Origin of the sequence: Diaminobutyricimonas sp. LJ205 (assembly GCF_009755725.1) — a bacterium.
Lineage (GTDB): Bacteria > Actinomycetota > Actinomycetes > Actinomycetales > Microbacteriaceae > Ruicaihuangia.
The window spans coordinates 186372-212813 of record NZ_CP046619.1; the positions used below are offsets into that span (position 1 = coordinate 186372).

Genomic DNA, 26442 nt, shown 5'->3' on the forward strand with positions numbered 1-26442 from the left:
AGACGATCCGGAAACTCCGCTGAGGTTAGAACAGGCGCGCGGTCAACGAAACACCGCGCGGAGCCTGGCCGGGTGCCCCACGCCGTGCGGAATCAGCAGGAATGGCGGACTTTCTGTCCGGCTACGCGGGCTCGCTCAGTAGTGCTCCAGGTCGTCGCTGATCGCCCGCGCCGCCTCCAGCAGCGATGGCAGCAGCCGGTCGCGGGTGTCCGCGACATCCGTCTGTCCGGCAGCGGTCGACACGTTGATCGCCGACACCACCTTGCCGCGGCGGCGCACCGGAGCGGCGAGTGAGCGCAGGCCGAATTCCAGTTCCTGGTCGACCATCGCCCAGCCCTGTTCGCGCACCCGCTCGAGCTCATCGCGCAGCGCGTCCGGTGCGGTGATGGTGTGCGACGTGAACGCCTCGGTGCCGAAGCCCACCAGGAACTCCTCGCGTGAGGTCTCCGGCAGGTTCGCCAGCAGCACCCGTCCCATCGAGGTGGCGTGCGCGGGGAACCGGGTGCCGATGGTGATGTTGACCGTCATGATCCGCCGCATCGCCACTCGGGCAACGTAGACCACATCGGTGCCGTCGAGCACCGACGCCGACGTCGACTCTCCGACCGCGCGCGACAGCTTCTCGAGGTGTGGTTGCGCGATCTCGGGCAGTGACAGCGACGACAGGAAACTGAAGCCCAGCTCGAGCACGCGGGGGGTCAGCGAGTACTCCCGGTCGTCCGATCGGACGTAGCCGAGCTCTTCGAGCGTCAGCAGGAAGCGGCGGGCGGTGGCGCGGGTCAGGTCGGTGGCCCTGGCGATGTCGCTGAGCGTCATGCGCGGTTGCTCGGCCGTGAACGCCCGGATCACCGCCAGCCCGCGCGCGAGCGACTGGACGTACTCGCCGCTGGCAGGAGTGGTCATCCGCTCAGGTTAACGCTCGAGCACCACGGCCAGGCCCTGGCCGACGCCGATGCAGATCGCGGCCACGCCGACACCGCCGCCGCGACGCTTGAGCTCGTGGGCCACGTGTCCGATGATGCGGCCGCCGGATGCCCCGAGCGGGTGCCCGATCGCGATGGCGCCGCCGTGGATGTTGACCTTCTCGGGGTCGAGCTCCGGCCACAGCTTCAGGCAGGCGAGGCTTTGCGCGGCGAACGCCTCGTTCAGTTCGACCACATCGACATCCGCCCAGGTCTTGCCGGCGCGGGCGAGCGCGCGGTTGGCGGCCTCGACGGGTCCGATGCCGAACACGTCGGGGTCGACGCCGGATGCGCCGCGGCCGATGATCCGGGCCAGCGGTTCCGCGTCAACGGCACCCTCGCCGCCGATGATCAGCGCGGATGCCCCGTCGTTGAGCGTCGACGCGTTGCCCGCGGTGACCGTGCCGTTCTCGGCGCGGAAGGCGGTCTTCAGCCCGGCGAGGGTCTCGACCGTGGTGTCGGGGCGGATGCCCTCGTCCCGGGTCAAGGTGCTGTCGGGCACCAGAACGATCTCGTTGTCGTAGATGCCGGCATCCCACGCCGCCGCCGCGTTGCGGTGGCTGCGCGCGGCGAACTCGTCCTGCTCCTCGCGGCCGATGCCATAGCGCTCAGCCAAGATCTCGGTGCTCTCGCCGAGCGACACGGTCCACTGCTTCGACATGCGCGGGTTCACCATCCGCCAGCCGAGGGTGGTCGAGTACATGGTCTCGTTGCCCGCCGGGTACGGTTTGCCCGGCTTGGGCAGCACCCAGGGGGCGCGGCTCATCGACTCGACGCCGCCGGCGACGATGAGGTCGGCATCGCCGGTCTCGATGGCGCGGCTGGCCTGCATGACCGACTCGACGCTCGAGCCGCACAGCCGGTTGACCGTGACTCCGGGGATGCTGGTCGGGAAGCCGGCAAGGATGGCCGCCATCCGCGCGACGTTCCGGTTGTCCTCGCCGGCGCCGTTCGCATCGCCGAGGATCACGTCGTCGACGCGCCCGAGATCGAAGCCCGGGTGTCGCTCGATGAGCGCCTGCAGGGTGTGCGCGGCGAGGTCATCGGGCCGCACGTCGGCGAGGCTTTTACCGATCCGGCCGAACGGGGTGCGGACGGCGTCGTAGATGAATGCAGAGCTCATGGTGCTCATTTCGTCAGGGCGAGCCCGGTGAGCTCGCGCAACTCTTCTATTGTGGTGTCGCCGAACGCCTCGATGACGGATGCCCCGTCCGGGCCGACGGCGAAAACGGCACGGTCGGTGTAAACACGGTTCACGCAGCCGACGCCGGTGAGCGGGTAGCTGCAGGCCTCAACCAGCTTCGCGACACCGTCGCGGGTGAGCAGGTCCATCATCACCCAGACACTCTTCGCGCCGATGGCGAGGTCCATTGCGCCGCCGACCGCGGGGATGGCATCCGGTGCGCCGGTGTGCCAGTTGGCGAGGTCACCGCTCACGGAGACCTGGAAGGCTCCGAGCACGCAGACGTCGAGGTGCCCGCCGCGCATCATGCCGAACGAGTCGGCGTGGTGGAAGTACGCGGCGCCGGCAGGCTCAGTCACCGGGATCTTGCCGGCGTTGATCAGGTCGGGGTCGATTTCGTCGCCCGTCGCGGCCGGCCCCATGCCGAGCATCCCGTTCTCGGTGTGCAGCGTGATGTTGCGCTCTTCGGGCAGATAGTCGGCGACCAGGGTCGGCGCACCGATGCCGAGGTTGACATAGGCGCCCACCGGGATATCGGAGGCGATTCGGGCGGCAAGCGCCTTACGGTCGAGGCCGGTCATGCTTCCGCTTCCTCCAGTTCGGCGTCGAACTCGCTGCCGACCAGCCAGGGCCGGTCGCCCACTTCGACGACCCGGCTCACGAAGATGCCGGGGGTGACGATGTTCTCGGGGTCGAGGGAGCCGACGGGCACCACCCGGTCGACCTGGGCGATGGTGACATCCGCCGCCGCCGCCATGACCGGGCCGAAGTTGCGGCTGGTCTTGCGGTAGACGAGGTTGCCGAGCTGGTCGGCGCGGTAGGCGCTGATCAGCGCGAAGTCGGCGCGGATCGGGTACTCGAGCACGTAGTTGCGGCCGTCGATGACCCGGGTCTCCTTGCCCTCGGCGAGGGTCGTGCCGTATCCGGTGGGAGTGAAGAACGCGCCGATGCCGGCACCGGCGGCGCGGATGCGTTCGGCCAGGTTGCCCTGCGGGACCAGCTCGAGCTCGATCTTGCCTGCCCGGTACAGGGCATCGAAGACGTGCGAGTCGGTCTGCCGCGGGAACGAGCAGACGATCTTGCGGACTCGACCGGCAGCGAGCAGCGCGGCCAGCCCGGTGTCACCGTTGCCGGCGTTGTTGTTGATCACGGTGAGGTTGGATGCGCCGTGCTCGAGCAGCTGGTCGATCAACTCAACCGGTTGACCCGCTCGACCGAAGCCGCCGATCATGATCGTGGCGCCGTCGGGGATGTCCGCCAGGGCATCCGACGCCGTGGGTGTCAGCTTTGACAGCATCCGCACGTCCCTCATCAGTCGTCCGTTGTGTACGCAATGCGAACACATGTTCTTATGGTGAGCGTACACCGCGGATGGGGCCGGCGGCAAGGGCTCCGGCTCGCCAAGCGGTCGTGCGTGGTCGCGGCGCGCACGTCTGTGCCCTTCCGGTACGTCTGCGCCTGCTCGAGCAGGCACGGACGTACCGAACAGGCCCAGTCAGTGGGGTCCCGGCAGGCTCGACCAGCGGGTTACCCGACCAGCCGCCCGCCTACTCGTCGGCGTCGGGCAGCGGCAGCGTCTGCTGCAGGATGCGGAACGCAGTGTTCGCCGCGGGAACTCCGCTGTAGATCGCGGTCTGCAGGAAGATCTCGCCGATCTCCTCGCGGGTCAGCCCGTTGGTGATCGCCGCGCGGATGTGCATCGCGAGTTCCTCGTGGTGCCCGTGGGCGACCAGCGACGAGAGCACGCTTATCGACCGGCTGCGACGGTCCAGTCCCGGCCGAGACCAGACGTCTCCCCAGGCGGTGCGGGTGATGAAGTCCTGGAAGTCGGCGGTGTCGGCGGTGATGCCGGCGTTGGCGCGGTCGACGTGCGCGTCACCGAGCACCTGCCGGCGCACGCCCATGCCCTGGTCATAGCGGGTCTGGTCGTCCATCAGTGCTCCTTGCCGAAGAAGTCGGTGATCAGCCTCGTCACGTCGGCCGGCTGCTCGGCGGGGGCGAGGTGTGAGGCGCCGACCACTTCGGCGACCTCGCCGCGCTGCACGGCCGTGGCGATGGCCTCGAGCTCGGTGAATGGAGTGACCTCGTCGTGCAATCCGGCGATCGCAATCACGGGGGTGGCGATTTCGCCGAGCCGATCGCGCACGTCGAACCCGGCAAGTGCCTCGCAGCAGAAGGCGTAGCTGGCGTCATCCGCGTCCGACAGCGTGTGCAGCAGCTTGCTGGTGATCTCCGGGTTCGCCTCGACCGATCCGGGAGCGAACCAACGCTGCGCCGACGCCACCACCAGATGCGGGGTGCCCATGTTGCGCACCGCCTGCGCACGTTCGTGCCAGCCCTCGGCGGTGCCGATCTTCGCCGCCGAGCAGAGCACCGCGAGTCCGCGCACTCGGGTCGGGTAGTTGAGCGCGAGCTCCAGGCCGACGGCGCCGCCGAGCGAGACCCCGGCATAGAAGAAGGTGTCGAAGCCGGCGTCGTCGGCTCGGCGGACGACCGCATCGGCCAGGTCGGCGATGGTGAACGGGGCGGACGCCGCGGGCGACTCACCGTGCCCGGGCAGATCCCACGCGAGAACGTCGAAGCTCTGGGTGAGCAGCGGCAGCGCCGGCTCCCAGAGTGCCGTTGATGTGCCGAGGCTTGGGCCGAGTATCAGGGCCGGGCCGCTGCCGGGGGAGTGCGCGGCGACGATCGCGGGTGTCGTCAATTGGTGTCCTTCCTCGAATCGGCAACCGCGCGCGCGATGATCGCGGCGGCGGCGCCGGTGTACTGCGCGGGATCGGTGAGGTCGGCCAGCCGTTGGTCGCTCCAGTCGGCGAGCTCTGGAATCGCGTGCAGGATGTCGCGAAGGCGACTTCCGCTCCGGGCGGCGTGGTCGACGGCATCCTGCACCGCGCCCTTACCGATCACCGGGCCCAGTTCCAGCATGACCCGCTCGCTGATGACGACGTCGCCGACCCGGTCCAGGTTCTGCCGCATCCGGTCGGCGTTCACCACGAGTCCGCCGACCAGTTCCCGAGCCGTCTCGGCCTGGCCGCCGACGGTACGCAGCAACTCGCGCAGCACCTGCCACTCGCTGTGCCAGGCACCCGGCGGCCGCTCGTCGACCGTGACCGCGGCGCGATGCAGGTCCGCGGCCAGCGAGGGCGCGCGCAGGGCACCCGAGCTGATCAGGGTCGACAGCACCGGGTTCTGCTTGTGCGGCATCGCCGAGGATCCGCCGCCGCCCTCGCGGCTCGGTTCGGCCAGCTCACCGATCTCGGCGCGCGCCAGCAGCGACACGTTCGCGGCGATCACCCCAAGGGCGTCGCTGAGCGCAGCAAGCCCGTCACCGAGGCTGGTGATCGGATGCCGCTGCACATGCCAGGGCGCGACCGGCGTCACGAGGCCGAGCTGCTCGGCCAGGCCATCGACGATCGGCTGCGCGTCGTCGTGCAGGGTGGTGAACGACGCCAGCGTTCCGGCCGCGCCGCCGAGTTGCACCGGCAGCGCCCCGGCGGCTGCCCGCAGCTGGCGGGTGGCTGCCACCACGCCGGTCAGCCAGCCGGCGGCCTTGAGCCCGAAGGTGGTTGGGATCGCCGACTGGGTGAGCGTGCGACCGGTCATCAGCGTCTCGACATGGGCCTCAGCCAGCCCGGCGAGCGAGCCGATCACGGCGTCGGCGTCGGCAAGAACCAGCCGGGTGGCGTCGCGGGCAACCAGCACCAGCGCACTGTCGACCACATCCTGGCTGGTGGCGCCGCGGTGCAGCCAGGTTGCCGAGTCCGCATCAAGCATCGGCCGCAGTTCGGCCAGCAACGGGATCACCGGATTTCCGCCGCCGCGCGCGGCAATGGCCAGTTGGCCGGGATCGACGGATGCCTCGCGCAGCACCTTCTCGATGGCGTCGGCTGCCGCGGTCGGCGCCTGCACGCGAGCCAGCGCGATCTCGACCTCGAGCATGGCCGCAACTATCGCGGCGTCCCCGGTCACCGGGACGACGGCCGTGCCCGCCCAGAGTGGGGCGAGCAGTCCGACGTCAGCCCCGTCACTTGAAGGCAAGGAAGACGGTCTCCTTCTCACCCTGCAGGCGGATGTCGTGGCGCAGGTGGCCGGCCTCATCGCGGCTGGCGATCAGGGTGGCGCGTTCGGCGTCGTCGAGCGAGCTGAGCAGCGGGTCGGAGGCGATCGCCTCAGCGTTCTCGGGCAGGTAGATCCTGGTGTGCAGCTTGTTCAGCAGGCCGCGCGCGAACACGACCACCGCGAAGAACGGGGCGGCGTTCTCGGCTGCCGGGCCGGGGTTCACCGTCCAGAACTGGTACTCGCCGTCCTGGGTGGTGGCGGAGCGGCCAAACCCGGTGAATTCGGTTCCCTCCCGGCGAACTGGTGCGTCCCAGCGGTAGGCGTGGCGGCGCAGGGCGGCACGTCCGCGCGGCACCTGCCCCGTGGCATCCGTCTGCCAGATCTCCACCAGGGCGTCCGGCAGCGGATCGCCGTTGCCGTCGAGCACACGACCGGATAGTCGCACGGCGCCCGGGGTTCCCGGCGGCACCAGGTCGGTGCTGCCTTCGAACTCCATGCCGTAGTGGAAGAAGGGTCCGACGGTCTGCCCGGGAGTAGCAGCGTGCGTCGTCATCGGACGTCTCCTTCCGGCTCGGTCCAGGTTCGCTCGGAACCGGTCAGCACGATGTCCCAACGGTACCCCAGCGCCCATTCCGGGCTGGTGAGGTCGTGGTCGTACGTGGCGACAAGTCGGTCGCGGGCTCGCTGGTCCTTGATCGAGTTGTAGATCGGGTCCAGTGGGAACAGCGGGTCACCCGGGAAGTACATCTGGGTGACGATGCGCTGCGTGAAGGCGTGGCCGAAGATCGAGAAGTGGATGTGGGCGGGACGCCACGCGTTGTCATGGTTGCGCCACGGGTAGGCGCCCGGCTTGATCGTCGTGAACCGGTATTCGCCGTTGGCGTTCGTGATCACCCGTCCGGCGCCGGTGAAGTTGTTGTCGAGCGGCGCCGGGTGCTGGTCGCGCTGGTGGATGTAGCGGCCGGCGGCGTTGGCCTGCCAGAGCTCAATGAGCTGGTTCGCGACCGGGCGGCCGTCGCCGTCGAGCAGCCGGCCGGTGACGACCATGCGCTCGCCGAGCGGCTCGCCGGCGTGCTGGATGGTGAGGTCAGCCTCGATCGCGGCGATGTCCCGTTCGCCGAATGCGGGGGAGAGGAGCTCGATGGTCTCGGGGTCGACCAGCTTCGGGTTCTTGGTCGGATGCCGCAGGATGCTGGAGCGGTAGGGCCGGAAGCCGATGTCGGGCTGGGTTTCTTCGGCGGCGCCGGTCTTCAGGCCGTCCTGATAGGCGGCGTGCAGCGACTGGATCTCTTCCGTGATCTCGTGCTGGCTCGACAGGTTGGGCGCAGACATCCGGGACTCCTTTGACCGAGGGGGATCGGTTCAGCGTCCCATCAGCGCGCCGACCACGCCAAGTCGGCGCGATCCACTCAGTGGGATTAGGCCGGTCAGCGGGCGGATCGAATGGTGTCGGCGATGACCTGCGCGGTGCGGACGACCTGCGGCGCGAGCGTGTCCTCGTCGACCCGCTCGAGGTGCGTGACCACACCCACCGCGGCTGGCGGCAGGCCCTCGATCGGTGGCAGCGCCGCGGCGATCGACACGTTGCCCAGCGTCATCTCCTGCCGGGTGACCGCGTAGCCGCGCTCGCGGGCGGCCTCGATATCGGCCAGCAGATGCTCGTGCGAGGTGATCGAGAAGGTGGTGTCGCGTTCCAGCTCGACGGCGGCGTAACCGGCGAACCAGGTGTCGTCCCGGGTGGTCAACAGCGCCTTACCGACGCCGGTGGTGTGCAGCGGATGCCGCCCGCCGACGCGGCTCAGCAGCCGGATCGCGCGCGGGCCGGTGATCCGCTCGAGGTAAAGCGTCTCGTAGCCGTCGAGCACCGCGAGGTGCACGTTCTCACCGGTGGCGTCGTACAGGCTCATCAGGTGCGGCATCGCCAGGTTGCGCAGGCGCAGGCTCACCGGGGCCAGTTCGCCGAGTTCCCACAACGCGGTGCCGATCGTGTAGCGGCCGTCGGGGGTGCGGCTAAGGGCGCCCTGCTCTGCAAGGTCGGTGGCCATCCGGTGCGCGGTAGACAGCGGAAGCCCAGCCCGCTGCGCGAGTTCGGCGACGGTCAACCTGTCATGGTCGGCGTCGAACGCCCGGAGCATCCGCATTGCCCTGGCGAGCACTGACTCGCCCGGGGTCTGGATGCGTCCGGCCATGTCCTCACGCTAGTGGCGGCGCTCGCCGGGCGGAAAACGTGGCTACTTGAGCAGCCGGGACAGCACCCGGTCGGCCAGCGGCTTGCCGCCGGTCTGGCAGGTGGGGCAGTACTGGAAGGTGGAGTCGTGGAAGATCACCGAGCGGACGGTGTCGCCGCAGACCGGGCAGGCCTCGCCGTCGCGGCCGTGCACCTGCATGTGCGTGCGCTTGGAGTCCTTGAGCTGGTCGGGACGGCGACCGGATGCCTCGGCCATTGCCTCGGCGAGGGTGTCACGCAGCGCGCGGTAGAGCCGCTCCACCTCGTCGGGTTTCAGCTTGGCGGCCAGCGCATACGGCGACATGCGGGCGTTGTGCAGGATCTCGTCGGAGTAGGCGTTGCCCACCCCGGCGAACACCGACTGGTCGCGCAGCAGTCCCTTGACCTGGGTGCGCCGGCCGTCCAGGATCGCGGCGAAGTCCTCGAGCGTGAAACCGTCGGCGGTGGGATCCGGGCCGAGGCGGGCGATGCCGGGCACGTCGGCCAGGTCGCGGACGACGTAGACGGCAAGGGACTTCTTCGAGCCGGCCTCGGTGAGGTCGAATCCGGCGCCGCTGTCGAGGCGCACGCGCAGCGCGATCGGCGACTTGTTCGGCTTGATCACCGTGTTCGGCAGTTCGTCTGACCAGCGCAGCCAGCCGGCCCGGGCGAGGTGGAAGACCAGGTGCAGCCCGCCCAGATCGAGGTCGATGAATTTGCCGTGCCGGGCCGCGGCGTCGATCGAGCGCCCGGCGAGATCGCTCAGCGGAGGATCGAACGTCTTCAGCGCCGAGATCGCCGCGACGGTTGCCGTCGTCACGGCATGGCCGACCGCGTGCTCACGGAGGAATCCAACGAGCGCGTCCACCTCGGGCAGCTCAGGCACGCGATCATCGTCTCATCCGCGGCCGACATTCGCTCGGGTCGCCCGATCGCCGAGTGCTGAGTGTGTCGCGTGCGGTGGCTATCGTGGAGCAGTGAATTCGCCGCGTCTCGCCGCCTGGTCGTTGGTTGCGGTCGCAGCGGTGTGGGGTGCCGCGTTCGTCATCATGAAGCCGGCGATCGAACAGCAGCCGTTCTTCGATTTCCTTGCGCTCCGGTTCACGATTGCCGCCGTGATCATGCTCGTGGTCAGACCCCGCGTGCTGGTCGCCCTGCAGCCTCGAACGCTCGCGATGGGCGGGTCGCTCGGGGTTGTCCTGGGACTCGCCTACATCACGCAGACCATCGCCCTGGAGCTGACTACCGCGGCGATCACCGGGTTCCTGACCGGCGTGTACGTCGTGCTCACCCCGGTTCTCGGCTGGCTGTTCTTCCGCCAGCGGATCGGCGCGAAAGTGGCCATCGGGTCGGTGCTCGCCCTGGTCGGTCTCGGCTTCATCTCCATCACCGGCCTGAGTATCGAGATCGGGCAGGTCTGGGGCATCGTCTGCGCGGTGCTCTTCGCGCTGCACATCGTCGGCCTGGGACGGTTCAGCCCCACGATCGACAGCTACGCCCTCACCTTCGTGCAACTGTGTGCGGTCGCCGTGGTCTGCTGGATCGGGGCGCTCCCGGACGGCTTCCAGGGACCGCCGAATCCGGATGTCTGGATCGCGGTGCTGTTCACTGCGGTGTTCGCGACCGTGTTCGCATTCTTCGTGCAGACCTGGGCGCAGGCGAAGCTGGACGCATCCCGGGTCGCGATCATCCTCACTCTCGAGGTCGTCTTCACTGCCGCGATCTCGGTGGGCGTCGGGCAGGAGGTCCTTGCCATCAAGACCGTCATCGGCGGCGCGTTGATGATCGTGGCCATGCTCATTGTCGAGTGGCCGAGCCGCGGACGCCGGGCACGCATCGCCGGCACGGGCCGGCCCGGTGACGGCGACGAAGTGGTTCCCCTGGAACCGCTGCCGCACTGATCTCCCTGGTCGGGAGGTGGGTGGGTCGCGCCGAGAAGCCAACTAACTGACTCGTGAGCCTACGCAGATGGGGGTTATGCGGCCGCATAACCCCCATTTGTGCAGGCTCGGCGAAGTGGAGTGGGGCGACTCAGAGCCAGCGCGGCGGGTCGGGCACTTCGCCGGTGCTCGACTGCACGTCGCGGCTGCGGCCGGTGGCCCAGGCGGCGACCTGCGGCAGGCTGCCGCTGATCACGGTCGGCGCGGCCGAGTCCAGGTCGCCGTACTCACGGTCGGTGCCGTCGACGCGCAACACCAGGTCGGTGTCGGTGCCGCGGGTCTTCCAGGCGCCGGTGACGTCGTCGAGCAGGCGGGACAGCACCGATTCCGGGATGTCGGAGAGCCGGGCCCCGTTGCCGAGGTCCACTGCGTGGATCCACACCTCGCGGGTGCGCATCCACACTGTCTCCGAGGCGGGCACGATCCGGCCCTGCGCGGTGCGGACCTCGTGGGTCCAGGCATCCTGGGGCGTGTCCCGCCATTCCACGTTCAGGTGGATCGCGGCGTGCTCGTACAGGTTTCGCAGGGCGATCGGATGCAGCGTGGCGCCGTACTCGATCTCATAGCCGCGAGCCTCGGTGGACTCGTACATAGGCGTCTCGACACCGGTGTTCGCCCACTCGATCAGCCGGGCGATCGCGCGTGCGTTGTAGCCGACGTGGGAGATCACGTGGGCGCGGGTCCAGCCGGGCAACAGCGACGGTTCGCCGAACTCGGCGTCGGGCAGTTCGTTCAGCTTGCGGCCGAAGAACGCTGTGCCGCGGCGCGCGACGAGCAGCGCATCAAGCAGCTCCGGATCGGTGGCGAGATCGTGACGGGCGACCATCGGTCAGGCCTTGACTGCCTTGTTCCGCAGCGTGCCCAGGCCCTCGATCGACACCTCGACCACCTGGCCGTCGGTCAGATAGCGCTGCGGTTTGCGGGCGTGGCCGACACCACCGGGGGTGCCGGTGATGATGACATCGCCCGGGTTCAGCGTGACCATCGTCGACACGTACGACACCAGGAACGCCGGGTCGTGCACCAGGTCACCGGTGGATGCCTCCTGCATCACTTCACCATCGAGCACGGTGCGGATCGCGCCGCCCGGCGCCCACTCGTCAGTGGTGACCAGTGCCGGGCCGAGCGGGGTCGACTCCTCCCAGTTCTTGCCCTGCAGCCACTCGATCGTGCGGAACTGCCAGGTGCGCATCGACACGTCATTGGCGACGGTGTAGCCGGCGATGTAGTCGGCGGCCTCGGCTTCCGGGATCCGGCGACCGGAGCGGCCGACGATCACACCGAGCTCGGCTTCCCAGTCGATCGCGGAGTCCTCCTCGGGCAGCTCGATGTCATCGTTCGGGCCGGTCAGGGTCTCCGGGAACTTCGCGAACAGGGTCGGGTACTCGGGGAGCTCGCGGCCCATCTCGAGGATGTGGTTGCGGTAGTTCAGGCCGACGCAGATGATCTTGCCTGGGTTCGGCACGACCGGTGCCAGGTCCGCGGCATCCTTCTGGTGCAGCGGGCCGGATGCCGCGGCAGCGACCTCGCGCCAGTCCGGGTTCGCGAGCAGGGCTCCGACGTCGGCGACGCCATCAACCTCGCGGTAGCCGTCCGCCGTCTCGACGGCGGCGGCGGTGCCGGTGGTGGTGCGCAGTGTGACAAGTCGCATTGGTGAATCAGGCCCTTTCGATGAACGTGCGGTTGAAGTGGAGGCGTTCCACGATCGGCTGGTCACCGAAGCGGAACAGGTCGAACTGGGTCTCGGCCTGCAGCGACCACGGCGCCCACGACGGGACGACGACCAGGTCGCCCTTCTCGAGGTTATTCACCACGCCGTCGATCACGATCGCGCCGCGACCCTCGAACACCTGGTACACGCTCGAGCCGACCTCGCGCACAGTCTCGGTCGAGGCGCCCGCCCGCAACCGGTGGAACTCGGCACGGATGGTCGGCATGACATCGCCGCCGGTGGTGGGGTTGACGAAGCGCACGGCGGCGTGGCCCTGCGACACGGTCGCCGGCTGGCCCTCGTCCTCGAGCGCCAGCTGCTCGGTGAGAGCCCGGTCGGTGTGCTCCCAGCGGTAGGCGCCGATCGGTGAGCTGATGGTGTTGTCCAGACCCGATAGCGGACGCAGGCCGGGGTGGCCCCAGAGCCGCTCGCTGCGGGAGATGTTGGGCGTGGACTCGTCGGTGACCCGCTCGGTGCCGTACTCGAAGAACGCGGTGTCGGTGTAGTGCACGAACGGGATGTCGAGGCCGTCGATCCAGGCCATCGGCTGGTCGGTCTCGTTGTGGTGCCCGTGGAAGTTCCAGCCGGGGGTGAGCAGGAAGTCGCCGCGGCTCATCCGCACCGGATCGCCGTTCACGACCGTCCAGACACCTTCACCCTCGACCACGAATCGGAACGCATTCTGCGAGTGCCGGTGCTCCGGAGCGGTCTCGTGCCCGCCGAGATACTGGATCGCCGCCCACAGGGTCGGGGTCGCGTACGGCCGGCCACCGAGACCCGGGTTCGCCAGCGCGATCGCGCGCCGCTCACCGCCACGGCCGACCGGCACCAGGTCACCGGAGCGCTCGGCCAGCGGCAGCAGGGTGTTCCAGCGCCAGACGTGGGGAACCGCCTGCGGAGTCGGGTGCATCGGCATCAATTCGCCGATCTCGGTCCACAGCGGAATCAAGTTCTCGGAATCGAAGTCCTTGTACAGCTGTTCCAGCTGGGCTTCTTCTTCAGCCGTCGGGGCGGGGGCTGCGTTTTCCATGTCTCCTCCTTGAGCGCGGCGGTTGCCTCCCGCGAGCGTAGGACGGCGGCATCCGCCCGGCCCAACACTTTCTGTCACGCAGAATCTGGGATGTCCTCAATCCTGAAGTCTGCCAGATCGCGCTCGAGTCGGCCGCGGACGGCGAACAGCACGCCCGGCATCCTGCTGCCGACCAGCGCCCGATAGCGGATGGCTGGCACCGCGATGCTCAACCCGGCGACCACCTCGCCTGCCCCGTTGCGGACGGCGACGCCGACCGCGCTGATGCCCTCCTCGGTGGACTCCGCGTTCGCGGCGAATCCGTTGCGGCGCACGCCCTCGAGCTCGGTGAGGAACGCGGCGAATTCCTGCTCGGGAATCGCGTCACCGCCGGCCTCAGCCTGCGGGCTGCGGAACAGTTGGTCGAGCACCGGCCGATCCAACTCGGCAAGCATGGCTTTGCCGGCCGAGGCGAAGCGTGCGGGCAGGATCGCGCCTTGCCGGTCGCCCACCCGCAGCACGTTGCCACCCTCGACCGTGGTGAGGAATCGGATGTGCGAGCCGGCTCGCACCACCAGGTTCGCCGATTCGCCCAGCTCGTGCGCGAGAGCCTCCAGGTGCGGCTGGGCGATTCGGCGCAGCCTCATCGTCCAGCCTGCCGTCAGCGGGCGTTCGCCAAGGGCGGGCCCGGGAAGGTACCGCCGGCGTTCGTCCTGCACGGCAAAACCGCGGTAGACGAGCATCGCCATCAGCCGATGTGCGGTCGACGGGGAGACACCGAGCTCGGCGGCGGCTTCGGTCAACCGCACTGCGCCAGCGTCGCGCAGCAGCTCGATCAGGTGAAGGGCGCTGTCGACCGCGCCCACCGCATAGGCGGGGCGCTTCCGCTGCGGCTGGGGTTTCTGCATCCCAGAATTCTATGGAGAAACCCTGGCGCCGCGGCGGAGAGTCGTCCTGCCCGCCGTGCACCCGGCGGGAACTCGACAACGAAGTGAGGACCACATGCCCGATGCAGCACAGAACCCCGATGTAGTCGTCGTCGGAGGCGGCATGGCCGGCCTCGCAGCGGCGCTGGGCCTGAGCCGCAACGGCGGCCGGGTCACGCTGCTCGAACAAGCGCCCGAGTTCGGCGAGGTAGGCGCCGGCCTGCAACTCGCGCCGAACGCCACCCGGCTGCTGAAGGAGTGGGGACTGCTCGACGAGGCCCTCGAGCGGGGTTTCCAGCCGAAGCACCTGGTCTTCCGCGACGCCATCACCGGTGAGGAACTCACTCGTCAGGAGCTGGGTGACGCCTACATCGAGCGGTACGGTGCGCCGTATCTCGTCATCCACCGCAGCGACCTGCACGGCATCCTGCTGCGCGCCTGCGAACGCGCTGGCATCGACCTGCGCACGGGCTCGCACGTGGCGTCGGTCGAGACGATCGACGGCGGAGCGCGGGTGACGCTCAGTTCTGGTGAGGTGATCGAGCCAGGAGCGGTGATCGGCGCCGACGGCTTGAAGTCGTCGCTTCGCGCGCAGGTCAGTGACGATGAGCCGGTCGGCTCGGCTTACGTCGCCTATCGCGGCACCGTCGACCGCGCGGGCAGCGGCCACGAGAACCTCGAGGACGTTGTCGTGTTCTTCGGGCCGGACTGCCACCTCGTGCAGTACCCGCTGCGCGGCGGCGCGCTGCTCAACACCGTCGCGGTGTTCAAGTCGAAGAGCTTCGAGTCCGGCATCGAACAGAGCCCCGGCCGTGAGGAGCTCGAAGAGGCTTACGCCGACTGCATCCCCGAGGTGCGTAGCGCGATCGACAACCTCTGGCACGGCATCCGCTGGCCGATGTACGACCGCAACCCGATCCCGAACTGGGTGAACGGCCGGCTGCTGCTGATCGGCGACGCGGCGCACCCGATGCTGCAGTACCTGGCGCAGGGCGCCTGCCAGGCACTCGAGGATGCCGCAGTCCTCGAGCAGGCGAGCGCTGGTGTGTTCGATGGTTCCGGCAGCTGGGATGACGCGTTCGCCCAGGTGCAGGAGGTGCGCACCGGACGCACCGCGCGGGTGCAGGCAACGGCCCGACAGTGGGGCGAGTCCTGGCATGTCGACGGCATCGCCCGCACGCTGCGCAACCTGCTGTTCAAGTCGAAGCGAGCCGATGACTACGGCTACACCGACTGGCTGTGGGGCAAGGACGCCGCTGCTACTCGCTGAGCAGCATGTAGCAACGCTCCAGCCGCTCCAGCCACCACTGGCGGCGGTCGGCGGATGCCGCGTACTGATCGAGCAGCGCCGGGTCGACCTCGACCCGGCGCACCTCGATCGCGCCGGCTGACGGCAGCAGCGGGGCATCCGTCACGTCCGCGCTGAGCAGCGCCGCGGTGCCGAGCCCGCAGTCGAACTCGAGTTCGGGCACGGCCGCGGCCAGGTGCGCCCCCATCGAGAGACCGACCGAGGTGTCCAGGGCGCTGGAGACGACGACCGGCAGCCCGGCCTCGGCCACGATTCGCAGGGCCGTGTGGACGCCGCCGAGGGGCTGAGCCTTGATCACGAGGAGGTCGGCCGCCTCGGCCCTGGCCACGGCCAGCGGGTCGGCGGCCTTGCGGACGCTCTCGTCGGCGGCGATCGGGATGCCCATATAGCGAACCCGGGAGCGGATGTCGGCGAGCTCGTCGACGCTCGCGCACGGCTGTTCGACGTACTCCAGGTCGTACGGGGCGAGCGCGTGGATCGCATGCTCGGCCTCATCGACGTTCCAGCCGCCGTTCGCGTCGACGCGCACCCGACCCTCTGCGCCGAGGAACGCCCGCGCCGCTGCCACCCTGGCGACATCGTCGGCGAGCGTCTGTCCGCGCTCGGCGACCTTGACCTTCACGGTGCGACAGCCGGGGAAGCGGGCGAGCACGGTCGCTACCTCGCTTGCGTCGACTGCGGGCAGCGTCGCATTCACCGGGATCGACGTCCGGTGAAGAACCGGCGCCTCTTGCCACCCGAAGTCAATCGCGGCCGTCAGCCAAGTGGTCGCCTCGGCGTCGTCGTACTCGGGGAACGGCGAGAACTCGGTCCAGCCCTGCGGCCCCTCGATCAGCACGGCCTCACGTTCGGTGATGCCGCGGAACCGTGCCGCCATCGGCAGGGCGACGACGCGGGCGGTGGCGAGCAGTTCGGCGAGGGTCGGCGTCATCCCCATAGTCTGCTATCCCTCGACCGCCAGTAGGGTGGCGGCATGAGTCTTGAAACGCCGGGCGGGTTGCGATCCGCCGACGTGACGGAATTCACGGCCGACCCGCTGGACCCGGCCGACCAATCGGAGTCGTCGGACCCGGCGGACGCGCGGCACGCTCCACCCGCGGACAGCGGCGGCCGCGGCATCCGGCCCTGGTTCGGCTGGGCGATGTTCGCGCTCGCCGTCGCCGCGCTCGCCGTCGACGTGGTGATCTACTCGGTCGGCGACTCTCAGCCGGTGCTCGGCTGGACCCTGCTCTGGGTCGCGATCGGCCTGAGCGGTGTGGCCGCCGTCGGCGGTGCCGTCGCCCTGATCATGGGCTGGGGCCGAATCGGCGGGGGGATCGCTCTCGTGGTCGGTATCGCGGTCAATCCGGGAGTGTTCAGCGCCGCCATCAACGCGGCCACCTCGCTCACGCCTTACTAGGCTGGAGGGCATGACTTCCGCGGTTTCCGACCTGTTTGATGCGAACGCGTGGACGGATGTCGCAGGCTTCGACACCCTCACTGACGTGACCTACCACCACGATCTCGCCGGGCGGGTCGCTCGAGTGGCGTTCAATCGCCCCGACGTGCGCAACGCGTTCCGCCCGCACACCGTCGACGAGCTGTACCGGGTGCTGGATGACGCCCGGCAGAACCCGCGGATCGGCGTCGTGCTGCTGACCGGCAACGGCCCGAGCCCGAAGGATGGCGGCTGGGCGTTCTGTTCCGGCGGCGACCAGCGCATCCGTGGCCGTGACGGGTACAAGTACGCCGAGGGCGAGACCTCATCGGGCATCGACGCCGCCCGCAGTGGCCGGCTGCACATTCTCGAGGTGCAGCGGCTGATCCGGTTCATGCCCAAGGTCGTCATCGCGGTGGTGCCCGGCTGGGCGGCCGGCGGCGGGCACTCGCTGCACGTGGTGTGCGATCTCACCATCGCCAGCCGCGAGCACGGCAAGTTCAAGCAGACCGACGCGGATGTCGGATCCTTCGACGCCGGCTACGGCAGCGCCTACTTCGCCCGGCAGGTCGGGCAGAAGTTCGCCCGCGAGGTGTTCTTCCTCGCCGACGAGTACTCCGCCGAACGCGCCTACGAGATGGGTGCGGTGAACGCGGTAGTCCCGCACGCCGAGCTCGAGACCACGGCTTTGCAGTGGGCAAACACCATCCTCACCAAGTCGCCGACCGCGATCCGCATGCTCAAGTTCGCGTTCAACGCGGTCGACGACGGCATGGTGGGCCAGCAGGTGTTCGCCGGCGAGGCCACCCGGCTCGCCTACGGCACCGACGAGGCAGTCGAAGGTCGCGACTCATTCCTCGAGAAGCGCGACCCGGACTGGTCCCCGTACCCCTGGCAGTACTGATGACTCGGCCGCTGCGGGTGGTCACCGGCGACATCCTGCCCGAACTGCGCGCCGCGCTCGCCGGCGGTCCGGCGGTCCTGCCCCGTGAGAGCGACAGCGACAGCCCGAGCGCCGGGGGAGTGCTCCCCGAAACCGTTCCGCAGCGGATCGCCGTGGTCGTCGAGACCAGCGGCTCGACCGGCACCCCGAAGCGGGTCGCGCTCTCGGCCGACGCGCTGCTGGCGAGCGCCGCCGGATCGGACACGCTGATCGGCGGCCCGGGGCAATGGCTGCTGGCGCTGCCGTCGCACTACATCGCAGGGATCAACGTGCTCGTCCGCTCGCTCGCCGCCGAAACCGAACCGGTGCGGCTGCACGGCGATCACTTCACCGCCGAAGCCTTCATCGAGGCGACCGGCAGGATGCAGCCGAAGGTCCGGCACTACTGCTCACTGGTGCCCGCCCAGTTGTCGCGGCTGGTTGACGCTCCCGAGGCGCATGCCGCGCTGGCCTCGTTCGACGCCGTGCTGGTGGGCGGCCAGGCCACCCCGCCGAGCCTGTTCGCGGCTGCGCGCGAGCTCGGCGCCCGCGTCATCCGCACCTACGGTTCAAGCGAAACCAGCGGCGGCTGCGTGTACGACGGCGTGCCGTTCGCGAATGTCGAGGTTCGCATCGTCGACGGCGAGGTGTGGCTGGCCGGTCCCGTACTCGCCGACGGCTATCTTGACGACCCGGAGCGCACCGCCGAGCGGTTCGACGGTCGCTGGTATCGCACCGGCGACACCGGCGAGTTCACCGACGGGGTGCTGCGGGTCACCGGACGCCTGGACGATGTGATCATCTCCGGCGGCGTCAAGGTCTCGCTCGGGCTCATCGAACGCGTCGTCCGTGACCTGCCCAGGCTGGCCGACGCGGTCGTCGTGCGCGCCCCGCATCCGGAATGGGGCGAGGTGCCGGTACTGGTCTCGGAACGGGCGGTGGATCTTCCCGCGGTGCGCGCCGCGGTCGAAGCATCCCTCGGCCCGGCCGGACGCCCGGATCGGGCGATCACCCTGGAACGGATGCCTCGGCTCGCCTCGGGCAAGCCCGACCGCCGTGCGCTCGAGGATCTCGCCAGGGGTTAGCGCGCCTGTCGGCTTCAGTGCGAATCGAGCCGGGTCTCCTCGAGCTCGAGCATCGCCTGCGCCCGCGACAGAACGCGCGACGGGTAAATGCCGTCACGCCGTGCGCGCAACAGTGCCTCGTACTCGGCGAGGACCACTGCCCGCCGCAGCTGCCGGTACTGCCGGTGCGGCGTGGAACTGTTCGGCTCCCTCCGTACTCGTTCCCACGCGGCATCCACCCGCAAGGTGCTGTCGCGCCGCACCCGCTCGATGACCTTCGGGTCGAACTGCACGTCATCGCCGATCGCCCGCTCCGGGTGGTCGAGCACCTGCAGTCCCTCGGTGCTGAGTTCGGCAAGCAACTCGGCGAGTTTGCGATTCTCCCAGTTGCGGTCGGCACCCTGAATCCGCAGCATGCGGATGAGCCAGGGCAGGGTTCCGCCCTGGACGACCAGGGTGACCAGGGCGACGGTGAAGGCGATCAGGATCAGCTGGGCGCGGTACGGGGTCTCCTCGGGCAACGACTGAGCCGCAGCCAGGGTGACCACGCCCCGCATGCCCGACCAGGACAGCACAAGGCCGCCGCGCCAGTCCAGCCCGTCACGGCGGACGTGCTCGAGGTCGGCGCGCAAGCGGTTGTACAGTCGCTCGGCCCGAGCCCGGCGGCGGCGTCCCCGCTCATCCGTAGGCGGGGTGCGTCTCAACTCGGCGAGCCCGAGCCGCATCTGCAGCAGTCGCTGCTCGCTGCGCTGCGCCCGGCGATGCAGGATGAACACCATCGGATTCACCCACAGGAACCGGATCACGATCAGGGTGAGCGTTGCCAGCAGGCCGATGCCGACGGCCTGGCTGGCCGAGAGTTCAGCTGGATCGATGTCGTCGATCAGAGCCCGGATCTGCACGCCCATCAGCAGGAAGACGCCGTGCTCGAGGATGAATTGCACGCTGCGCCAGTTGACCCGCTCCGCGATGCGGGATTGCGCGCTGACGTAGCGCGGCGCATTGTGTCCGACATACAGGCCCGCGACGACCACCGCGACCACTCCTGATGCGCGCAACTCCTCGGCGGGGATGAAGGCGAGGAAGGGGACGAGAAGCGAGATGGCGTTGTCCACCAGGGCATCGTTGATCCGGGAGCGGGCCCAGACCGCGGCTGCGCCCACCACCAGGCCGATGGCCACGGAGATCGCGACGGCATAGGCAAAGTCGGCGACACCGGCCAGCGCCGTCGACACGCCACCTGCCGCGACAGCGATCGCCGACCGCAGCAGCACGAGCGCGGTGGCGTCGTTGAGCAGCCCTTCGCCTTCGAGCACCGTTACCAGGCGGGGCGGCAAGCCGAGGCGCTTGCCGATGGCGGTTGCTGCGACCGCATCCGGCGGGCTGATCACGGCGCCCAGCGCAACCGCGGCCGCGAGGTCGAGATCCGGCAGCAGCATGAACAGCACAAACCCCGACCCGAACGCGGAGGCGATCACGAGCAGAACGGACAGGCTGGCGATTGTGCCGACATTGCGGCGGAAGTCGATCACCGGCACCGTGATCGCGGCCGCATAAAGGATTGGCGGCAGCACGCCGAGCAGGATGATGTCGTGCGGCAGTTCGATCTCCGGTACCCCGGGCAGGTAGGAGATGACCACGCCGACAACCACGAGCACGACCGGAGCGGCGACGCCGAGTCGTTTTGCAAAGAGCGAGAAGCCGATGATGAGCAGCACCCCGAGGACGATCACCAGTGCGATCTCCATGGCGCCCTCCAGAACTCCGCCCGAGCAAATTGTTTCACGCCGGAACGCCCGGATGACGGGCGAGAGCGCGAGAGTTCCTAGAATCAAGGGCGTGGCACATCCAAGACAGCAGCGCATCGACCCGGCCAAGGTTCAGCGGTCCATGAAGGGCCGTGGTTCTCCCGCCGCGCCGCCCCGCAAGGCGACCGCGAGCGACTGGATCGCGGGCGCGCGGCTGCGTACCCTCCCGCTGTCGATCACCCCGGTTGCGCTGGGTGCCGCCGCGGCATCCGTCGAACCCGACGGCTTCGACCTCGTGCTCTCGCTGCTGTGCCTGGCCGTCGCACTCTTCCTGCAGATCGGCGTCAATTACGCCAACGACTACTCGGATGGCGTGCGAGGCACCGACAAGTACCGGGTCGGTCCGTCGCGGCTGACCGGATCAGGGGCGGCGAAGCCCCGTGCGGTCCTCAGCGTCGCGCTCGTCTTCTTCGGCCTCGGCGCCCTGGCGGGGGCTGTGGTCATCGTGCTCAGCCAACACTGGTGGCTGTTCGCCGTGGGTGCGGTCGCGCTGGTCGCCGCCTGGTTCTACACCGGCGGCAAGCGGCCGTACGGCTACGTCGGGCTGGGTGAACTGGTCGCGTTCCTCTTCTTCGGCATCGTCGCCACCGCCGGAACCACCTACGTGCAGATCGACGGCGTGAACATCGAGTCCTGGCTTGCGGGCGCCGCCGCCGGGTTCTTCGCCGCCGCGGTGATGCTCGTGAACAACCTGCGGGACCGGGAGCAGGATGCTCTCGCCGGCAAGCGCAGCCTTGCCGTGTTGGTCGGCGACCGGGCATCCCGGATCCTGTTCGCGGTGTTCCTCGCGTTGCCCTACGGCATTCTGGTGTTCTTCGCGGTGTTCTACGCCTGGGCGCCGTACGTCTACTTCACACTGCTGCTCGCGGTGCCGACGATGCTGATCGTGATCACCGCGAAGAGCGCGCAGGAACTCATCCTCGCGCTCAAGCTGACGAGCCTGAACGCGTTGCTATTCGGGCTGGCGCTGGCTGCCGCGATCGCCTTCTAGCGGGGCCCGCGGCGCCCCCGGGGCCTCCGGAGTCGCTCCCGGGGCGTCGCCGAGCGCGGCGTCTTCGGCCACGGCATCCGTGTCCGGCTTCTCGGGCTTCGGCGTCGACTGCGGCTGCTTGAGGAAGATGTACGAGATGCAGAGCGCGATGATCGCGGCCGCCATGCCGGCGATCCAGAGGTCGACGCGCAGCAGCATCAGGATCGCGAACACCCCACCGAACAGGGCAAGGCGGACGATCGAGTACAGGATCCACTGGGCGCGCGTAGACATCTGATCAAGTGTAAGCACCCAATTCCGCGTAAAGCCCTTGACAGCTTTCGACGACCGCTCTAGCGTATTCAATGAAATGGTTGATAAACAAAGTGGTTGCAAATGATCATGGATCCTGGCGCTGACGACCGGCTCGATCGAGCCTTCATGGCGCTGGCTGACCCGGTCAGGCGACGGATCATCGCGCGGCTCAGCCGCGGCCCTGCCACCGTGAACGAACTGGCCGAGCCGTTCCAGATCAGCAAGCAGGCGGTCTCGAAGCACATCCAGGTGCTCGAGCAGGCGCACCTCGTGACCCGCACCCGGGACGCGCAGCGCCGGCCCGTGCACCTCGACGCCGCCCGGCTTGAGGCACTCACCGCGTGGATCGACCGGTACCGATTGAGCCACGAGCAGCAATATCGGACTCTCGACACCTTGCTCGAACAGGCGGCCGACGATGTCGTCGGCCCAGACGAAAAGGAAGAGAAATGACCAACCCACTGACAGTCACCGCGCCCGAAGGTGTTCCGTACATCGACTTCGAGCGTGAATTCGACGCCCCGGTCGCGGCGGTCTTCAATGCACACAAGGATCCTGAGCTGCTCAAGCAGTGGCTCGGACCCCGCGGCTACGAGATGGTGATCGACCACTTCGACTTCCGCACGGGCGGCGGATACCGCTACATCCACCGCGACCCCGACGGCCAGGAGTACGTCTTCAACGGGGTTTACCACACCGTGCGGGAGAACGAGTTCGCGATCCAGACCTTCGAATTCGAAGGTTTCCCGGATGTCGTCAGCATCGAGTCGATGACATTCGAGGATCTCGGCAACGGCCGCACCCGGCTGCGTGGCCACTCGGTGTACCCCTCGCAGGAAGCTCGCGACGGCATGGTCTCCAGCGGCATGGAGGAGGGCATGAGTGACGGCTACGAGCAGCTCGACGAACTGCTCGCCCGGGTCGCCACCCGCTGACAGCGACGGACGGATGCCGCAGCCCGCGGCATCCGTCCCGCCCGCGTTGCGCCCGAGCGCTTCCGGCCGCGCTGATAACGATTGAGGAAAGCGTTTCGGCACTCAGCCTGCTCCCGGCTCGGCGCGATGCAAACGCCGTACAATCAGGCCATGGTGCGTTTCCTGATCGTTCTCGCCGTTGTGGTTGTGGCGTTCACGATCTACGCGCTCATCGACCTGATTATGACCGAGAAGCAGCGCGTGCGAGCGTTGAACAAGCCGCTCTGGGCGGTGCTGATCATTGTGCTCCCCATCGTCGGCGGCGTGCTGTGGCTGACCCTCGGCAAGTCCCGTCGCGGACCGAGCGGACCAGCACGGAAGCTCGCCCCCGATGACGACCCGGAGTTCCTGTACGGTCTGACCCGTGACCAGGAAGCCGAGGAGCGCATCCGCAAGCTCGAACAGGAACTCGCCGATCTCGACGATGACACTCCCAACAAGGAGTGAGGCGCCGGCCACCGTGTACGCGGTGGCCCTTTTCACGGAAATGGTGCGCCTCGGCGTGCGCGATGTCGTCCTGAGTCCCGGATCCCGGTCGCAGGCCCTCGCCCTCACCGCCGCCGCGTTCGAAGAAGCCGGCCTTATCCGGCTGCGGGTACGCATCGACGAGCGGGTCGCCGGCTTCGTCGGGGTAGGCCTGGCCGTCGAGACTCAGACGCCAGTCGTCGTCATCACGACCTCGGGCACCGCGGTCGCGAACCTGCACCCGGCCGTGCTCGAGGCACACCACGCCGGTGTCCCGCTGATCGTGCTCACCGCCGACCGGCCGGAGGAACTGCGCGGCATCGGCAGCAACCAGACCACCCGGCAGGACGGCATCTTCGGCCGCGCGGTGCGCCGCGACTGGGACGTGCCCGCGCCGACCGGGGCGGCAGGCGAGGCGGATGCTGCAGCTTCCCTCGCACGGGAGGTGATTGCCGCGGCATCCGGGCCCGGCACCTCCGCAGGCCCGGTGCACGTGAACCTGGCCTTCCGTGAGCCGCTGTCGTCCGCAGTCGACCTCTCTTCGTTGGCCCCGGAGCGCCCGAGCGCAGCGAGGACGCGTCTCGAAACCAACCCGTCCGGGCCAGTCGACCCGGCGACCGTCCTCCACCCCGCGCCGCACACGATCGTCGTGGCCGGCCAGTCCGCGGGGGAGCAGGCCGAAGAAACCGCTCGGCTGCTCGGCGCGCCCCTGATCGCCGAAATCGCCAGCGGAGCCCACTTCGGCCCGAACCTCGTCGTCTCCTACCGCGAGCTGCTCCGCGACCCCGAGTTCGGCGGCCGCGTCGAACGAGTCATCGTGTTCGGGCATCCGACGCTCACCCGCGAGGTTCCCGCGCTCATCCAGCGTGACGATGTGCAGACGATCGTGGTCCGCTCGCCGGGAGCCGACGACTACAACCCGGGGCACCGGGTGCAGCAGTTCGTCGACGCGGTCACCATCGACGGCGACCTCCCCGCCGACACCCGCGCGTGGGTCGGCAGCTGGGTGCACACCAGCCGGGCGGTGATTGCCGATTCGACGCCGGCTCCGGATGTCGCAGCCTCACGCTCGTACGACCGACTCGATCGGGCGGCGTTCGCCCGCGCCGAACTCGCCGCCGTGCGCGAACCCGTCACCCGGCGGCTGCTGGCCGAGGCCGTCTGGCGGGCGACCTGGCCGCACGACCGGCTGGTGCTCGGCGCATCCCGGATCATCCGGGACGCCGACAAGGTCGTGCCAGGCAAGAAGCTGCGGGTGCACGCGAACCGCGGTCTTGCCGGCATCGACGGCACCATCTCGACAGCGGTCGGGATCGCGTTGGCAGCGCAGGACGGGGGCCAGCCCGGCACGACCCGAGTGCTGCTCGGGGACCTTACCCTGCTGCACGATGTCGGCGGCCTGTTGTTCGGCACCGGGGAGCCTCGGCCGCGACTGCAGGTCATCGTCGGCAACGACGGCGGCGGCACCATCTTCGACGGGCTGGAAGTTGCGGCATCCACGCCCGCCTCGGCCATGGACCGCGTGATGTTCACCCCGCAGACCGTCGATCTCGCTGCGCTCGCCGCCGCGTACGGCTGGGCGTATCGCCGGGTCGAGCATCGCGGAGAACTCGACCAGGCCCTCACCGCGCCGGATGCGCAACTCATCATCGAGGTCCCGCTGCCCCGCTGACCCCGTCCCGGTGGTCGAGCCGCTTCCCTGGTCGAGCCGTTCCCGCTGGTCGAGCTTGCCGAGACCCCGCGAGACTGCGCAACCGTCGACCTCGACTCGCCAAAAGATGCCCATGTTCATGCGTGGGATGGGCATCTTTGGCGAGTCGATCGAGGATGCCTGAGGTCGGGGACTTGATTGCTCGGGACTCGATTGCTCGGGGGCCTGCTTGCTTAGCGACTCGCCAAAAACGGCCCATGTGCTGGCCTGCCATGGGCATTTGCTGGCGAGTCGATGATTGCCCTGCAGTCTCCTCGGCGGTTGCAGTCATTGCCACGTGCGACTCGACGGTCAGTAGCATCGGCACATGAATGGTGCGCTCAAAGTCGAGCCAGGTTTCTCGCTCGCGGACATTGATCCCGGATCGACTCCGGGCTTCGACGGTGACAAGGCGGCTGGTGAGCAGGAGCTGAAGGATGGCACCGCCGAACTCGCCCAGTTGCAGGAGATGCTCTTTGCCGAGAGCCGCAGCGGTGGCACTCGCCGGGTGCTGCTGGTGCTGCAGGGCATGGACACCGCCGGCAAGGGCGGCATCATGCGGCACGTCGTTGGGGCGGTCGACCCGCAAGGCATCGACCACTACGCGTTCAAGGCGCCGAGCGACGAGGAGAAGAAGCACGACTTCCTCTGGCGGATCAAGCGGCAACTTCCGGGGCCGGGCATGATCGGCGTCTTCGACCGCTCGCACTACGAGGACGTGCTGATCCATCGCGTGCGACAGCTAACCCCGCTTCACGAGATCGAGCAGCGCTACGACCTGATCAACGCGTTCGAGTCGAAGGTTGCGGCATCCGAGACCAGGATCGTGAAGGTCATGCTGCACATCAGCGCCGACCAGCAGAAGAAACGCCTGAAGCAGCGGCTGGACAATCCGGACAAGCACTGGAAGTACAACCCGGGCGACGTCGACGAGCGGCTGTTGTGGGACGACTACCAGCAGGCGTACCAGACCGCGCTCGAGCGCACCTCGACCGACACCGCGCCGTGGTACGTGGTTCCCGCGGATCACAAGTGGTACGCGCGCCTGGCTGTGCAGAACCTCCTGCTGGATGCGCTGCGCCAACTCGACCTCGACTGGCCCAAAGCCACCTTCAACGTACAAGCAGAGAAGGCGAGGCTCGCGGCGTCGTAACGGGAACCAGCTACGTGCGCGAGCGTCGCTAATCGAGGACGTCCTGCACCACGCCGCACAGAACAGCCAGTTCACCCGGCCTGTGCCGTAGATCCTTGGTTAGGAACAGCGGCAGGCCCGCTCGGGCGCTCCGGGCGACGGGGGTACGCGATTCCCACGCACTCCGCAGGACTTTCTGATGACACTCCGGCGCGCGAACCCGAACACGCCGAGTTCGCGCGAACAACTCCTGCGGAACGCAGGTAGCCCCGCGAACAACAGAGCCGCAATCGGATGGTTCGCGGGGTGTCGAGTTATGAGTGGCTGAGACGGCCACGCTTTTCGGCCGTCTCAGCCACTCATTGTTTGAGCTGAGGAGC

29 protein-coding genes are annotated in these 26442 nt (G+C 68.7%); 11 read left to right on the forward strand and 18 right to left on the reverse strand.

Going from position 1 to position 26442, the window contains the following annotated elements:
* Window positions 1-135 precede the first annotated feature (135 nt).
* From GO591_RS00960 to GO591_RS01010, 11 genes are all read right to left on the reverse strand, one after another.
* Window positions 136-903, reverse strand: coding sequence for an IclR family transcriptional regulator domain-containing protein (locus GO591_RS00960; protein ID WP_157155091.1), 768 nt, complete (start codon window positions 901-903; stop codon window positions 136-138).
* Between the two features lie 9 nt (window positions 904-912).
* Window positions 913-2085, reverse strand: a complete 1173-nt coding sequence (locus GO591_RS00965) for a thiolase family protein (protein ID WP_157155092.1) — start codon at window positions 2083-2085, stop codon at window positions 913-915.
* 5 nt (window positions 2086-2090) lie between these two features.
* Window positions 2091-2726 carry a 3-oxoacid CoA-transferase subunit B gene (locus tag GO591_RS00970; RefSeq protein WP_157155093.1) on the reverse strand — a complete coding sequence of 212 codons (636 nt, stop codon included), beginning with the start codon at window positions 2724-2726 and terminating at the stop codon, window positions 2091-2093.
* Window positions 2723-3442 (reverse strand): 3-oxoacid CoA-transferase subunit A, encoded by a 720-nt coding sequence (locus tag GO591_RS00975; RefSeq protein ID WP_157155094.1) that lies wholly within the window; start codon window positions 3440-3442, stop codon window positions 2723-2725. Before GO591_RS00975 ends, GO591_RS00970 begins: the two co-directional genes overlap by 4 nt.
* Before the next feature lie 250 nt (window positions 3443-3692).
* A complete protein-coding gene (pcaC, locus tag GO591_RS00980; RefSeq protein ID WP_157155095.1) occupies window positions 3693-4079 on the reverse strand; it encodes a 4-carboxymuconolactone decarboxylase in 387 nt (128 codons plus the stop codon).
* Window positions 4079-4849 (reverse strand): alpha/beta fold hydrolase, encoded by a 771-nt coding sequence (locus GO591_RS00985; RefSeq protein WP_157155096.1) that lies wholly within the window; start codon window positions 4847-4849, stop codon window positions 4079-4081. Before GO591_RS00985 ends, pcaC begins: the two co-directional genes overlap by 1 nt.
* Complete coding sequence (locus GO591_RS00990; RefSeq protein ID WP_232466227.1) at window positions 4846-6183, reverse strand: class-II fumarase/aspartase family protein; 1338 nt, start codon at window positions 6181-6183, stop codon at window positions 4846-4848. Before GO591_RS00990 ends, GO591_RS00985 begins: the two co-directional genes overlap by 4 nt.
* Window positions 6170-6757: a protocatechuate 3,4-dioxygenase subunit alpha gene (pcaG, locus tag GO591_RS00995; protein WP_157155098.1), complete on the reverse strand. Its 588-nt coding sequence runs from the start codon at window positions 6755-6757 to the stop codon at window positions 6170-6172. The genes GO591_RS00990 and pcaG overlap by 14 nt, the downstream gene beginning before the upstream one ends.
* Entirely contained in the window at window positions 6754-7536 is a 783-nt protein-coding gene (gene pcaH / locus GO591_RS01000; protein WP_157155099.1) for a protocatechuate 3,4-dioxygenase subunit beta, read from the reverse strand. The genes pcaG and pcaH overlap by 4 nt, the downstream gene beginning before the upstream one ends.
* A 95-nt stretch (window positions 7537-7631) precedes the next feature.
* Window positions 7632-8393 carry an IclR family transcriptional regulator gene (locus GO591_RS01005; RefSeq protein ID WP_157155100.1) on the reverse strand — a complete coding sequence of 254 codons (762 nt, stop codon included), beginning with the start codon at window positions 8391-8393 and terminating at the stop codon, window positions 7632-7634.
* Window positions 8394-8435: 42 nt separating this feature from the next.
* Window positions 8436-9296, reverse strand: a complete 861-nt coding sequence (locus GO591_RS01010; RefSeq protein WP_157155101.1) for an Fpg/Nei family DNA glycosylase — start codon at window positions 9294-9296, stop codon at window positions 8436-8438.
* A gap of 91 nt (window positions 9297-9387) precedes the next feature.
* Between GO591_RS01010 and GO591_RS01015 the strand changes: the two genes are divergently transcribed.
* Window positions 9388-10311, forward strand: coding sequence for a DMT family transporter (locus GO591_RS01015; protein ID WP_198295514.1), 924 nt, complete (start codon window positions 9388-9390; stop codon window positions 10309-10311).
* A gap of 130 nt (window positions 10312-10441) precedes the next feature.
* Here GO591_RS01015 and GO591_RS01020 read toward each other — a convergent pair whose 3' ends face one another.
* From GO591_RS01020 to GO591_RS01035, 4 genes are all read right to left on the reverse strand, one after another.
* Entirely contained in the window at window positions 10442-11176 is a 735-nt protein-coding gene (locus GO591_RS01020) for a maleylpyruvate isomerase family mycothiol-dependent enzyme (protein WP_157155103.1), read from the reverse strand.
* A 3-nt stretch (window positions 11177-11179) separates the two neighbouring features.
* On the reverse strand, window positions 11180-12001 hold the full coding sequence (locus GO591_RS01025; protein ID WP_157155104.1) for a fumarylacetoacetate hydrolase family protein: 822 nt from the start codon (window positions 11999-12001) through the stop codon (window positions 11180-11182).
* 7 nt (window positions 12002-12008) lie between these two features.
* Window positions 12009-13091 carry a cupin domain-containing protein gene (locus GO591_RS01030; RefSeq protein ID WP_157155105.1) on the reverse strand — a complete coding sequence of 361 codons (1083 nt, stop codon included), beginning with the start codon at window positions 13089-13091 and terminating at the stop codon, window positions 12009-12011.
* Between the two features lie 74 nt (window positions 13092-13165).
* Window positions 13166-13978, reverse strand: a complete 813-nt coding sequence (locus GO591_RS01035; RefSeq protein WP_157155106.1) for an IclR family transcriptional regulator — start codon at window positions 13976-13978, stop codon at window positions 13166-13168.
* Window positions 13979-14072: 94 nt separating this feature from the next.
* On the opposite strand from GO591_RS01035, the gene GO591_RS01040 reads away from it, so the two are divergent.
* Window positions 14073-15266: an FAD-dependent oxidoreductase gene (locus tag GO591_RS01040; RefSeq protein WP_157155107.1), complete on the forward strand. Its 1194-nt coding sequence runs from the start codon at window positions 14073-14075 to the stop codon at window positions 15264-15266.
* Here the strand turns inward: GO591_RS01040 and GO591_RS01045 are convergent.
* Window positions 15256-16236 (reverse strand): o-succinylbenzoate synthase, encoded by a 981-nt coding sequence (locus GO591_RS01045; protein ID WP_157155108.1) that lies wholly within the window; start codon window positions 16234-16236, stop codon window positions 15256-15258. The two genes, GO591_RS01040 and GO591_RS01045, sit on opposite strands and share 11 nt — an antisense overlap.
* Before the next feature lie 42 nt (window positions 16237-16278).
* On the opposite strand from GO591_RS01045, the gene GO591_RS01050 reads away from it, so the two are divergent.
* Genes GO591_RS01050 through GO591_RS01060 form a run of 3 tightly spaced genes read left to right on the forward strand, consistent with a single transcriptional unit; the run spans window position 16279 to window position 18729 of the window.
* Complete coding sequence (locus GO591_RS01050) at window positions 16279-16704, forward strand: hypothetical protein (protein WP_157155109.1); 426 nt, start codon at window positions 16279-16281, stop codon at window positions 16702-16704.
* Window positions 16705-16714: 10 nt separating this feature from the next.
* Complete coding sequence (locus tag GO591_RS01055) at window positions 16715-17626, forward strand: 1,4-dihydroxy-2-naphthoyl-CoA synthase (protein WP_157155110.1); 912 nt, start codon at window positions 16715-16717, stop codon at window positions 17624-17626.
* The gene (locus tag GO591_RS01060) at window positions 17626-18729 is read left to right on the forward strand and encodes an AMP-binding protein (protein ID WP_157155111.1); all 1104 of its coding nucleotides are present in this window, start codon (window positions 17626-17628) and stop codon (window positions 18727-18729) included. The genes GO591_RS01055 and GO591_RS01060 overlap by 1 nt, the downstream gene beginning before the upstream one ends.
* 14 nt (window positions 18730-18743) lie before the next feature.
* Here the strand turns inward: GO591_RS01060 and GO591_RS01065 are convergent, their stop codons facing one another.
* Window positions 18744-20456 carry a cation:proton antiporter gene (locus GO591_RS01065; protein ID WP_157155112.1) on the reverse strand — a complete coding sequence of 571 codons (1713 nt, stop codon included), beginning with the start codon at window positions 20454-20456 and terminating at the stop codon, window positions 18744-18746.
* 91 nt (window positions 20457-20547) lie between these two features.
* Here GO591_RS01065 and GO591_RS01070 point away from each other — a divergent pair, with 91 nt between their 5' ends.
* Window positions 20548-21507 (forward strand): 1,4-dihydroxy-2-naphthoate polyprenyltransferase, encoded by a 960-nt coding sequence (locus GO591_RS01070; RefSeq protein ID WP_370455316.1) that lies wholly within the window; start codon window positions 20548-20550, stop codon window positions 21505-21507.
* Here the strand turns inward: GO591_RS01070 and GO591_RS01075 are convergent.
* Window positions 21469-21780, reverse strand: a complete 312-nt coding sequence (locus GO591_RS01075) for a DUF4229 domain-containing protein (RefSeq protein WP_157155114.1) — start codon at window positions 21778-21780, stop codon at window positions 21469-21471. The genes GO591_RS01070 and GO591_RS01075 overlap by 39 nt on opposite strands.
* A gap of 108 nt (window positions 21781-21888) precedes the next feature.
* Here GO591_RS01075 and GO591_RS01080 point away from each other — a divergent pair, with 108 nt between their 5' ends.
* From GO591_RS01080 to GO591_RS01100, 5 genes are all read left to right on the forward strand, one after another.
* A complete protein-coding gene (locus GO591_RS01080; protein ID WP_198295515.1) occupies window positions 21889-22254 on the forward strand; it encodes an ArsR/SmtB family transcription factor in 366 nt (121 codons plus the stop codon).
* Complete coding sequence (locus GO591_RS01085; RefSeq protein WP_157155116.1) at window positions 22251-22736, forward strand: SRPBCC family protein; 486 nt, start codon at window positions 22251-22253, stop codon at window positions 22734-22736. The genes GO591_RS01080 and GO591_RS01085 overlap by 4 nt, the downstream gene beginning before the upstream one ends.
* 150 nt (window positions 22737-22886) lie before the next feature.
* Window positions 22887-23222, forward strand: a complete 336-nt coding sequence (locus GO591_RS01090; protein ID WP_157155117.1) for a PLD nuclease N-terminal domain-containing protein — start codon at window positions 22887-22889, stop codon at window positions 23220-23222.
* Window positions 23200-24912: a 2-succinyl-5-enolpyruvyl-6-hydroxy-3-cyclohexene-1-carboxylic-acid synthase gene (gene menD, locus GO591_RS01095; protein WP_157155118.1), complete on the forward strand. Its 1713-nt coding sequence runs from the start codon at window positions 23200-23202 to the stop codon at window positions 24910-24912. The genes GO591_RS01090 and menD overlap by 23 nt, the downstream gene beginning before the upstream one ends.
* A 346-nt stretch (window positions 24913-25258) precedes the next feature.
* A complete protein-coding gene (locus GO591_RS01100) occupies window positions 25259-26083 on the forward strand; it encodes a polyphosphate kinase 2 family protein (RefSeq protein ID WP_157155119.1) in 825 nt (274 codons plus the stop codon).
* Window positions 26084-26442 lie beyond the last annotated feature (359 nt).